The following is a 10,904-nucleotide window of genomic DNA, read 5'->3' on the forward strand; positions in this document are numbered from 1 at the left end:
CTTGAGCTGCTCGCACCGCCTGCTCGACGCTCCAGCCGCCGTTGGCGTCCACGCGCACGGTCGGCACGAGGTCGCGCACGGCGTTGACCCGGTCCAGGTCGTCGGCCAGGGTCTGGCCGGGCTCGGCGACCTTCACCTTGGCCGTGCGGGCGCCCGGGAATCGGGCCAGCACCTCGCCCACCCGGGCGGCGTCTACGGCCGGGACGGTGGCGTTGATCGGGATGCGGTCCCGGCGCGGCGGCGGTGGCGGGCGGTAGGCGGCCTCGATGCCGGCCGCCAGCCAGTGCGCGGCCTCCGGCGGGGCGTACTCCAGGAAGGCGCCGAACTCGCCCCAGCCCGCGGGGCCCTCGATCAGCGCGACCTCGCGGGTGGTGATGCCGCGGAACCGCACCCGCATCGGCAACGCGACCACGTGCAGGCGGTCCAAGAGGTCTTGCAGGCGGGGCGGGCGCGTGGGCGTCACTGCCCGTAGACCTGGCGGCCCGCGAGAAACGTCGCGCGCACGTCCAGATCGGCGATCTGCTCAGGCGGCACGGTCCGCGGATCGGCCGACAGCACCACCAGGTCGGCGTACTTGCCCACCTCCAGCGAGCCGGTCACGTCGTCGGCGAACAACTGCCAGGCCGCGTCGATGGTCTGCGCGCGGATGGCCTGCTCGACGGTCAACCGCTCCTCGGGCGCCAGCACCCGGCCGCTGGGCGCCGTGCGCGTGACCGCGACGCTGATGTTGCGCAGCGGCTCCTCGGGCGTGACCGGGGGGTCGTTGTGCAACGAGATGCGCATGCCGGTCGCGACCGCGGAACCGGCTGGCATCCAACGGGATCCGCGCTCGGCACCGAACAGGCCGTCGACGATGATGTCGCCCCAGTAGTGGATCTGGTCCACGAAGATGCTGCAGGTGACCCCGAGGTCGGCGGCGCGCCGCAGCTGCTCGGGCCGGATGGCGCCGACGTGCTCGAGCCGCAGCCGGTGGTCGTCGCGGGGGTGTCGGCGCAGGGCCTCCTCGTAGACGTCGAGGATGGTGTCCACCCCGGCGTCGCCCTGTACGTGGCAGGCCATCGGCCAGCCCAGCGGGAAGTAGGCGCCGACGATTTCGCTCAGCTGTTCGCGGGTGTAGTTGGCGTGCCCGCATGAACCGGGCGGCACGCCGATGGTGCGGGTGGCGTCGGTGTCCAGGTAGGGGAAGGACAGGGCGATGTTGCCGACCCACGGCGAGCCGTCGACCCAGATCTTGATGCCGACCTGGCGCAGCATGTCGTCGCCCTGGCCGGGGCTGGCGTCGGTGCACATCTGCGGGTTGGAGATCTCGTAGGTGCGCAACCGGACCGTCAGCTGGTCGCGCAGCCGCTCGACCACCGGCCCGAACGCCGGGTCGAAGGCCATCTCGGAGCAGGTGGTCAGGCCGGCGCGGTTGAGCCGCGCGCATTCGGCGAGCAGCATCGCCGGGTAGTCGCCGGGCGCGATGGCCCCGGCCAGCAGCGGGAACACCGCGCCGGTCTCCTCGGCGGTGCCGTCCAGCTCGCCGTGCGCGTCGCGGCCATACCGCGCGCCCTTGGGATCGGGGGTGTCGCGGGTCAGGCCCGCGCGGCGGGCCGCGTGCGAGTTGAAGTACGCCTTGTGCCCGGAGTTGTGGATGATGATCAGCGGCCCGTCCGGCGCGATCTCGTCCAGCCACGCCAGCGTCGGCTGCGGCAACCCGGACTGCAGCAGCGGGTCCCAGCCGTTCAGGTATGCGCCGTCCGCTCCCCTGGCGGCGACCTCGCGCCGCACCGCGGCGACGACGTCGTCGGCGGCCGGCAACGTGACGGGCCGGATGTCGACGATCCGGTCCGACAGCGCCAGCGCCTCCATCAGCGGATGCCCATGCGCCTCAACGAATCCGGGCATCACGCAGCCGTCGCCGACGTCGAGCGTTTTGGTGTCGGGGCCGATGTGGGCGTTAATTTCCGACCGGCTGCCGACGGCGACGATGCGGCCGTCGGCGACGGCGAGCGCCTCGGCGGTGGGCCGCGTGTCGTCGACGGTGAGCACGGTTCCGGTGACGACGAGATCTGCAGCGGCCATGTGCAGGGATGCTAGTGCTCCGGGGTGTCGTCGAGGGGGTGGCTGACTGGAACTGCAACACGTTCTAGTCTTGGCCACATGAGTGACGAGCTGCTGCGCCATCCCATTCATTCCGGACACCTGACCGTCGGTGCGCTCAAGCGCAACAAGGACAAGCCGGTGCTATACCTCGGCGACACCACGCTGACCGGCGGACAGCTCGCCGAGCGGATCAGCCAGTACATCCAGGCGTTCGAGGCGCTCGGTGCGGGCACCGGCGCGACCGTCGGGCTGCTGTCGCTGAACCGGCCCGAGGTCTTGATGATCATCGGCGCCGGCCAGACCCAGGGCTACCGGCGGGTGGCCCTGCACCCGCTGGGCTCCCTTGACGACCACGCCTACGTGCTGAACGACGCCGGCGTGACGTCGCTGATCATCGACCCCAACCCGATGTTCGTCGAGCGGGCGCTGGGCCTGCTGGAGAAGGTGCCCGGCCTCAAGCAGGTCCTGACCATCGGGCCGGTCCCCGAGGCGCTCGGGGATTCCGCGGTGGACCTGGTGGCCGAGGCGGCGAAGTATCCGCCGAAGCCGTTGGTGGCGGCCGAGTTGCCGCCTGATCACATCGGCGGCATGGCCTACACCGGCGGCACCACCGGCAAGCCCAAGGGCGTGCTGGGCACCGCGCAGTCGATCACCACGATGACCACGATCCAGTTGGCCGAGTGGGAGTGGCCGGAGAACCCGCGCTTTTTGATGTGCACCCCGCTGTCGCATGCCGGGGCGGCGTTCTTCGTGCCGACGATCATCAAGGGCGGCGAGCTGGTGGTGCTGACCAAGTTCGACCCGGCCGAGGTGCTGCGGGTGATCGAGGAGCAGAAGATCACCGCGACCATGCTGGTGCCGTCGATGATCTACGCGCTGATGGACCACCCGGATTCGCACACCCGTGACCTGTCCTCGCTGGAAACCGTCTATTACGGCGCCTCGGCGATGAACCCGGTGCGGTTGGCCGAGGCCATCCGCCGCTTCGGGCCGATCTTCGCCCAGTACTACGGGCAGTCCGAGGCCCCGATGGTGATCTCGTATCTGGCCAAGAAGGACCACGACGAGAAGCGGCTCACCTCCTGCGGGCGGCCCACCCTGTTCGCCCGCACGGCGCTTCTGGGCGCCGACGGCAAGCCGGTGCCGCAGGGTGAGGTCGGCGAGATCTGCGTGTCCGGGCCGCTTTTGAGCGGCGGGTACTGGAACCTGCCGGAGGAGACCGCCAAGACGTTCAAGGACGGCTGGCTGCACACCGGTGACATGGCCCGCGAGGACGAGGACGGCTTCTGGTTCATCGTCGACCGGGTCAAGGACATGATCGTCACCGGCGGGTTCAACGTGTTCCCGCGCGAGGTCGAGGACGTCGTCGCCGAGCACCCGGCCGTCGCGCAGGTGTGCGTGATCGGCACCCCGGACGAGAAGTGGGGCGAGGCCGTCACCGCCGTGATCGTGCTGCGGCCCGACCACCCCTCCGATGAGGAGTCGGTGGCGCGGGTGACCGTCGAGATCCAGTCCGCCGTCAAGGAGCGCAAGGGTTCGGTGCAATCGCCCAAGCAGGTGATCGTCGTCGACTCGGTGCCGGTGACCGCGCTGGGCAAGCCGGACAAGAAGGCCGTGCGCGCGCGGTTCTGGGAGGGCGCCGACCGCGCCGTCGGCTGAGTCTTTCGGCTCGAGCGTCACGCCAGCGTGGCGCTCGCCGGCTGCCGTCACGCTGGCGTGACTCTCGGTGATCAGGCGGCGGCGATGCCGGCGACGAGCAGGTCGAGCATGCGGCCGGTCTGCTCCGGCGAGCCGCTGGCCAAAAAGATGCCGATCAGGCTCGACACCACGTCGTCGGCCTGCACGTCGGCGCGCAGGCTGCCGTCCTCGGCGCCGGCCCGCAACAGCAGGTCGACCGCGCCGACGATGCTGTCCCGAGTCTGGTTGGCCTGCATTGCGCCGGAGGCGAAGATCGCCTGCAACGACTCCGCCATCCCACGCTTGGCGGCCACGAATGACGCATAGCGGTCCATCCAGCGGCGCAACGCCGTCTCGGGCGGGTGGCGCTTGAGCAGCCGTTCGGCCGTCGCGGCCACTTCGTCGAGCTCGGCGCGGTAGATCGCCTCCACCAGCGCCTCTCGATTCGGGAAATGGCGGTAGAGCGTGCCGATCCCGACGCCCGCCTCGCGGGCGATGGCCTCCAGCGACACCGGTCGCCCGTCGGCGGTGGCGAACGCCGCCGTCGCCACCTCGATTAGCCGCTCGCGATTGCGGCGCGCGTCCGATCGGATCTCGGCCAAGCGGAGGCTCCTCCGTTTCTGCTACGCTCAAATAAGCGGAGGACCCTCCGCATCTTCTCCAGTGTGGCACGAGGGAGCACTCATGACGGACACACCACGGCCCGGCGGTCCCGGCAGCATCGGCGGGTCGACCGTCGCTCGCATCGGCTACGGCGCAATGCAGTTGTTCGAGGCCCCATCCGTCGAGGACGCGGCCGCGGTGCTGCGCCGCGCGGTCGAGCTCGGGGTCAACCACGTCGACACGGCGTCGTTCTACGGCCCGGGCGAGGTGAACCGGCGGATCCGGGCGGCGCTGTTCCCCTACGCCGACGACCTCGTCATCGTCAGCAAGGTCGGCGCGCGCTTCACCGGCGAACAGCCCATGCCGCTGGCGGCGGCGCAAAAGCCCGCCGAGCTGCGCGCCGCGGTGGAGGACGACCTGCGTCAGCTCGGCCTGGACTGCGTCCCGGTGGTCAACCTGCGGCGCATGGACCTCGGCCCCGGCGTGGCCGCCGAGGGCGATCAGCAGGTGGACGTCGACGACCAGCTCGCCGAGATGATCGCGCTGCGCGACGAGGGCAAGATCGGCGCGATCGGCATCAGCGCCGTGCCGGTGGACGTGGTGCGGCGCGCGCTGCCGGCGGGCATCGTCTGCGTACAGAACGCTTACAGCGCGCTGGACCGCTCGCAGGAGGACACGTTGCAGCTCTGCGCCGCAGCAGGTGTCGCGTGGGTGCCCTACTTCCCGCTGGGATCGTCGTTTCCCGGTTTCCCGAAGGTCGCCGACCATCCGGTGGTGGCCGAGATCGCCGGCCGGCTCGGGGTCACCGGCGCCCAGGTCGGCTTGGCGTGGCTGCTGGCGCACGCGCCGAACACGTTGCTGATCCCGGGCACGCGATCCGTCGGGCACCTCGAGGAAAACCTCGGCGCCGGCGACGTCACCCTGGATGCCGAGGCGCTGGAAAGGCTGGACGCCATCGGCACAACCGAGCCCCAGCCCCATCGTGTGGAGTCCGTCCAGAGGTAACGTCGCTGAGTATGGGAAGCGGCAAATCGATCAAACCGCCGTGGTGGCTGAAGCCGGCCAACAAGGTCTTCATCCAGATGTCGCGGCTGGGTATGAGTTTCGGCGGCGAGAGCCCCGTCGTGCTGACGGTGAAGGGCCGCAAGTCCGGAGCGCCGCGCTCGACCCCGGTGACCCCGATGACGGTCGACGGCCGGCAGTACGTCGTCGCCGGGTTCCCGGGCGCCGACTGGGTCGCCAACGTGCGGGCCGCCGGTGAGGCGACGATCGCGCGCGGCCGGCACGTGCAGAAGGTGCGGGTGGCCGAGCTGCCGGCCGAGGACGCGCGTCCGATCCTGCGGCTCTTTCCGACCGAGGTGCCGACGGGCGTCGGCTTCATGAAGCGGGCGGGGCTGGTCACCGAGGGCCGCCCCGAGGAGTTCGAGGCCCTGGCCGGCCGCTGCGCGGTGTTTCGCTTCGAGCCGATTGAAACGCCATGAGCGACAATCCCTTTGACGCGACGGCCTGGCGGCCCGTGGACGGGTTCGACGGGCTGATCGACATCACCTATCACCGCCACGTCACCGACGCGACGGTCCGGGTGGCGTTCGACCGGCCCGAGGTGCGCAACGCGTTCCGCCCGCACACCGTCGACGAGCTCTACCGCGTGCTCGACCACGCCCGGATGTCCCCCGACGTCGGGGTGGTCCTGCTGACCGGCAACGGCCCGTCGCCCAAGGACGGCGGCTGGGCGTTCTGCTCCGGCGGCGACCAGCGCATCCGCGGGCGCAGCGGTTACCAGTACGCCAGCGGCGACACGGCGGACACCGTGGACACCGCCCGCGCCGGGCGGCTGCACATCCTCGAGGTGCAGCGGCTGATCCGGTTCATGCCCAAGGTGGTCATCTGCCTGGTCAACGGGTGGGCGGCCGGCGGCGGGCACAGCCTGCACGTGGTGTGCGACCTCACCCTGGCCAGCCGCGAGCACGCCCGGTTCAAGCAGACCGACGCCGACGTCGGCAGCTTCGACGGCGGCTACGGCAGCGCGTATCTGGCGCGCCAGGTGGGCCAGAAGTTCGCCCGCGAGATCTTCTTCCTCGGCCGCGCGTACACCGCCGAGCAGATGCACCAGATGGGCGCGGTCAACGCCGTCATCGACCACGCCGACCTGGAGCGGGCGGGCATCGAGTGGGCGGCCGAGATCAACGCCAAATCACCTCAGGCGCAACGGATGCTCAAGTTCGCCTTCAATCTGCTCGACGACGGGCTGGTGGGTCAGCAGCTGTTCGCGGGTGAGGCCACCCGGCTCGCGTACATGACCGACGAGGCAGTCGAGGGCCGCGACGCCTTCCTGGAGAAGCGGCCGCCCGACTGGAGCCGGTTCCCCCGCTACTTCTAGGAGGGTCACGATTTAGGAGGGTCACGCTGGCGTGACGCTCGACGGCCAACGCCACGCTGGCGTGACGCTCGGCCAATGCGCGCCCGCCCCTAGACTCCCCCCGTGAGCAAGAGTCCCCTTCGCCGTTTCACCGATCAGCTGGTGCTGGCCACCATGCGGCCGCCGATGGCCCCGCAGGTCTTGGTCAACCGGCCCGCCATCAAGCCGGTCGACCTCGACGGCAAGCGCATCCTGCTCACCGGGGCGTCGTCGGGCATCGGCGAGGCCGCGGCCGAACTGCTGGCCCGCGAGGGCGCGACGGTCGCCGTCGTCGCCCGGCGTGAGGACCTGCTCGACGCGCTCGCGGAACGGATCACCGCGGCGGGCGGCAGCGCGGTCGCGTTGCCGTGCGACGTTTCCGACATGGACGCCGTCGACGCGCTGGTCGCCGACGTCGAAAAGCGCCTCGGCGGGGTCGACATCCTGATCAACAACGCCGGCCGTTCGATCCGGCGGCCGCTGGCCGAGTCGCTGGAGCGCTGGCACGACGTCGAACGGACCATCACGCTCAACTACTACGCGCCGCTGCGGCTGATCCGCGGGCTGGCGCCCGGGATGCTCGAACGGGGCGACGGTCACGTCATCAACGTCTCCACCTGGGGAGTGCTGTCGGAGGCGTCGCCGCTGTTCGCGGTCTACAACGCGTCGAAGGCGGCGCTGTCGGCGGTGAGCCGCGTCGTGGAGACGGAGTGGGGCCCCAAGGGTGTGCATTCGACGACGCTGTACTACCCGCTGGTGGCCACGCCGATGATCGCGCCGACGAAGGCGTACGAGGGCATGCCGGCGCTCACGTCGGAGGAGGCCGCCGAATGGATGCTGACTGCGGCCCGCACCCGGCCGGTGCGGATCGCGCCGCGGATGGCGATCGCGGCCAAGGCCCTGGACACCTTCGGCCCACGGCTGGTCAACACGCTCATGCAGCGGCAGCGGATCCAGCCGAATCGCGCGGAAGGCGACTGAGCCCACAGCGACGTGATAGACACGACGCTATGGAGATCCTGGCCAGCCGGATGCTGTTCCGGCCGGCGGACTATCAGCAGTCGTTGGCCTTCTACCGGGACCAGATCGGGCTCGCGATAGCCCGCGAGTACGGCGGCGGCACAGTGTTTTTCGCGGGCCAGTCGTTGCTGGAGCTCGCCGGCTACGGATCACCGGACCACTCCCGCGGCCCCTTCCCCGGCGCGCTGTGGCTGCAGGTGCGCGACATCGAGGCCACCCAGGCCGAGTTGCAGAGCCGGGGCGTGGCGATCGCCCGCGAGGCGCGCCAAGAGCCATGGGGCCTATACGAAATGCACGTGACCGACCCGGACGGAATCACGCTGATCTTCGTCCAGATCCCGCCGGACCACCCGTTACGGCGCGACACCCGGGGTGAACGAGCGGGAAAGTCCGGTTAACTGAGAGGTAACATCTGGCGACGAGTCTAGGTACATCCGCGATTCGGGTCTTGCTGCATTCGACAATGGAATCCCCCTACCACCAGAATCGGGCGCTGTGAACATCCAATTGTTCCTTCTGATCATTGTCGTAATCACGGCACTGGCTTTCGATTTCACGAACGGCTTCCACGACACCGGCAACGCGATGGCGACCTCGATCGCCAGCGGCGCGCTCAAGCCCAAGGCGGCCGTCGCGCTGTCCGCGGTGCTCAATCTCGTGGGCGCGTTCATGTCCACCGCCGTCGCCGCCACGATTGCCAAGGGCTTGATCGACGGGCACATCGTGACGCTCGAGCTGGTCTTCGCGGGCCTGGTCGGCGGCATCGTGTGGAACCTGCTGACCTGGCTCCTCGGCATCCCTTCGAGCTCGTCGCACGCCCTGATCGGCGGCATCGTCGGCGCCACCATCGCGGCCGTCGGCGCGCACGGGGTGATCTGGAAGGGCGTGGTCTCCAAGGCGATCATCCCCGCCGTCGTTTCCGCGATCCTGGCCATCGTGGTCGGGGCGGTGGCGACCTGGCTGGTGTACCGGATCACCCGCGGCATCCCCACCAAGCGCACCGAGGCCGGCTTCCGGTACGGCCAATGGGGGTCGGCGTCGCTGGTCTCGCTGGCGCACGGCACCAACGACGCCCAGAAGACGATGGGCATCATCTTCCTGGCGCTGATGTCCTACGGCTCGGTCAGCAAGAACGCCTCCATGCCGCCGCTGTGGGTCATCGTCGGTTGCGCGGTGTCGATGGCGTTGGGCACTTACCTGGGCGGCTGGCGGATCATCCGCACGCTGGGCAAGGGCCTGGTCGAGATCCAGTCGCCGCAGGGCATGGCGGCCGAGTCCTCCTCGGCCGCGGTGATTTTGCTGTCGGCCCACTTCGGCTACGCGCTGTCGACCACGCAGGTGTGCACCGGCTCGGTGCTGGGCAGCGGGCTCGGCAAGCCCGGCGGCGAGGTCCGCTGGGGAGTCGCCGGCCGCATGGGCGTCGCCTGGCTGGTGACGCTGCCGCTGGCCGGGTTGGTCGGTGCGGTCACCTACTGGATCGTGCACCTGATCGGCGGCTACCCCGGCGCCATCGTCGGCTTCGCGCTGCTGGTCGCGGTCTCCGCCACCATCTACATCCGGTCGCGCAAGGTCAAGGTCGACCACAACAACGTCAACGCCGAATGGAAGGGCGACCTGACCGCCGGGCTGGAGGACTCCGCCGAGCACCGGCCGCCATCGAGCGTTCCCCCGACGAACGGCAGCGGCACGACCGGCCGGTACGACTCCGACGACCCCACGATGAAGGCGAACGCTTGATGAGTCACTTCGGCGATTGGTTCAACTACCAGGCCTCCCTCAAGATCCTGCTCTTCTCGATGCTGGCCGGCGCCGCCTTGCCGGGGCTGTTCGCCCTGGGGCTGCGGTTCCACGCGGTGGGCGCCGGGCAGGCCGGCACCGAGGGCGGCTCGTCACAGAAGAATCCGGCACTGCTGGCGCTCGCCTGGCTGATCTATGCGGTGGTGATCGTGGCGATCGCCTTCGCCCTGGCGTACATCTCCCGGGACTTCATCGCCCACCACACCGGTGTCGCCTTCCTCGGAGCCAAGCCCAAGTAGCATCGAATGATGCCCACCGCGTCACCGAGCCGGACACCGGGGGGAGCTGTACCAGCGTGAACGGATTTCTCAATTCGATCGTCTCGTGGCTGCGCGCGGGATACCCGGAAGGCGTCCCGCCGACGGACACCTTCCCGGTGCTCGCGCTGCTGGCCCGCCGGCTGTCCAACGACGAGGTCAAGGCCGTCGCCTGCGAGCTGATCAGCCGGGGCGAGTTCGACGACGTCGACATCGGCGTGCTGATCACACAGATCACCGACAACCTGCCCTCGCCCGACGACGTCGAGCGGGTGCGGGTGCGGTTGGCGGCCCAGGGGTGGCCGTTCGACGACGCGGACGAGGTCGAGGACCCCGCATAGCCCTACTGCGCGCACTCACCGTCCCGCCGGGCTCGGCCGTCTCGTCGCTGTTACCCGCCCTGGAACGCGTGCTGGACGGGCGCGACCCCGCTCTGGTCGCGCTCGCGCCCGGCTCGGAGGAGCTGACGGCCGGGCTGCGGGTCGGTGAACCCATCGACGACGACGTCGCCCTGGTGGTGACGACGTCGGGGACCACGGGCGCCCCCAAGGGGGCGCTGCTCAGCGCGACCGCGTTGACGGCCAGCGCGACGGCCACCCATGACCGCCTCGGCGGCCCGGGCCGCTGGCTGCTGGCGCTGCCGCCGCATCACATCGCCGGGCTGCAGGTGCTGGTGCGCAGCGCGCTGGCCGGCTCGCCGCCCGTCGAGCTGGACGTCTCCGCAGGCTTCGATGTCGCCGAATTACCCAGCGCGATAGGACGATTGGGATCGGGCCGGCGATACACCTCGCTGGTGGCCACGCAGCTGGCCAAGGCGCTGACCGACCCGGCGGCCGCCGCCGCGCTCGCCGAACTGGACGCCGTCCAGTGGCACGCCGTCGTACACGCAACCGCCCGCGGTTTCGCTCATCCCGTAGGTGCGCACCACGGCGACGCCGGCCGCCGCGGCGGCGTCGAGCACCCCCTGCGGGGCCGGGCCGCCGCCGAGCAGGACGGCGTCCAGTTCGGCGAGCGCGGCGGCGGCCGCCGGGTCGGTCAGCGCCTTGGCCAGCTGCGTGGCCACCAGG

At 70.3% G+C, this 10,904-nt stretch carries 13 protein-coding genes; 10 read left to right on the top strand and 3 right to left on the bottom strand.

Going from position 1 to position 10,904, the window contains the following annotated elements; genetic code table 11:
* Both A9X05_RS15185 and A9X05_RS15190 read right to left on the bottom strand, forming a co-directional pair.
* Positions 1-463, bottom strand: a 463-nt coding sequence (locus tag A9X05_RS15185) for an enolase C-terminal domain-like protein (RefSeq protein ID WP_304442448.1), incomplete at its 3' end; no start/stop codon positions are given.
* Positions 460-2,064 carry an amidohydrolase gene (locus A9X05_RS15190; RefSeq protein ID WP_067782439.1) on the bottom strand — a complete coding sequence of 535 codons (1,605 nt, stop codon included), beginning with the start codon at positions 2,062-2,064 and terminating at the stop codon, positions 460-462. The genes A9X05_RS15185 and A9X05_RS15190, both read right to left, overlap by 4 nt.
* A gap of 78 nt (positions 2,065-2,142) precedes the next feature.
* Here A9X05_RS15190 and fadD8 point away from each other — a divergent pair, with 78 nt between their 5' ends.
* Entirely contained in the window at positions 2,143-3,744 is a 1,602-nt protein-coding gene (fadD8, locus tag A9X05_RS15195; protein ID WP_067749185.1) for a fatty-acid--CoA ligase FadD8, read from the top strand.
* A gap of 71 nt (positions 3,745-3,815) precedes the next feature.
* Here the strand turns inward: fadD8 and A9X05_RS15200 are convergent, their stop codons facing one another.
* Positions 3,816-4,364 carry a TetR/AcrR family transcriptional regulator gene (locus A9X05_RS15200; RefSeq protein ID WP_067749182.1) on the bottom strand — a complete coding sequence of 183 codons (549 nt, stop codon included), beginning with the start codon at positions 4,362-4,364 and terminating at the stop codon, positions 3,816-3,818.
* Positions 4,365-4,446: 82 nt separating this feature from the next.
* Between A9X05_RS15200 and A9X05_RS15205 the strand changes: the two genes are divergently transcribed.
* The 9 genes from A9X05_RS15205 to A9X05_RS15245 form a co-directional block, all read left to right on the top strand.
* Complete coding sequence (locus A9X05_RS15205; RefSeq protein ID WP_067749178.1) at positions 4,447-5,370, top strand: aldo/keto reductase; 924 nt, start codon at positions 4,447-4,449, stop codon at positions 5,368-5,370.
* An 11-nt stretch (positions 5,371-5,381) separates the two neighbouring features.
* Positions 5,382-5,846, top strand: a complete 465-nt coding sequence (locus A9X05_RS15210) for a nitroreductase family deazaflavin-dependent oxidoreductase (protein WP_067749175.1) — start codon at positions 5,382-5,384, stop codon at positions 5,844-5,846.
* The gene (locus A9X05_RS15215; protein WP_067749172.1) at positions 5,843-6,745 is read left to right on the top strand and encodes a 1,4-dihydroxy-2-naphthoyl-CoA synthase; all 903 of its coding nucleotides are present in this window, start codon (positions 5,843-5,845) and stop codon (positions 6,743-6,745) included. The genes A9X05_RS15210 and A9X05_RS15215 overlap by 4 nt, the downstream gene beginning before the upstream one ends.
* A gap of 102 nt (positions 6,746-6,847) precedes the next feature.
* Positions 6,848-7,744: an SDR family oxidoreductase gene (locus tag A9X05_RS15220; protein WP_067782441.1), complete on the top strand. Its 897-nt coding sequence runs from the start codon at positions 6,848-6,850 to the stop codon at positions 7,742-7,744.
* Between the two features lie 29 nt (positions 7,745-7,773).
* Positions 7,774-8,181 carry a VOC family protein gene (locus A9X05_RS15225; RefSeq protein ID WP_067749167.1) on the top strand — a complete coding sequence of 136 codons (408 nt, stop codon included), beginning with the start codon at positions 7,774-7,776 and terminating at the stop codon, positions 8,179-8,181.
* A gap of 97 nt (positions 8,182-8,278) precedes the next feature.
* Complete coding sequence (locus A9X05_RS15230; RefSeq protein ID WP_067749164.1) at positions 8,279-9,520, top strand: inorganic phosphate transporter; 1,242 nt, start codon at positions 8,279-8,281, stop codon at positions 9,518-9,520.
* Positions 9,520-9,819 (top strand): hypothetical protein, encoded by a 300-nt coding sequence (locus tag A9X05_RS15235; protein WP_067749160.1) that lies wholly within the window; start codon positions 9,520-9,522, stop codon positions 9,817-9,819. The genes A9X05_RS15230 and A9X05_RS15235 overlap by 1 nt, the downstream gene beginning before the upstream one ends.
* A 56-nt stretch (positions 9,820-9,875) precedes the next feature.
* Positions 9,876-10,178, top strand: coding sequence for a DUF3349 domain-containing protein (locus A9X05_RS15240; RefSeq protein WP_067275226.1), 303 nt, complete (start codon positions 9,876-9,878; stop codon positions 10,176-10,178).
* 68 nt (positions 10,179-10,246) lie between these two features.
* Positions 10,247-10,904 (top strand): AMP-binding protein (locus tag A9X05_RS15245; RefSeq protein ID WP_231978394.1); only part of this gene is annotated, 658 nt, incomplete at its 3' end.

This window comes from Mycobacterium sp. E3298 (genome assembly GCF_001666895.1).
Classification (GTDB): Bacteria; Actinomycetota; Actinomycetes; order Mycobacteriales; family Mycobacteriaceae; genus Mycobacterium.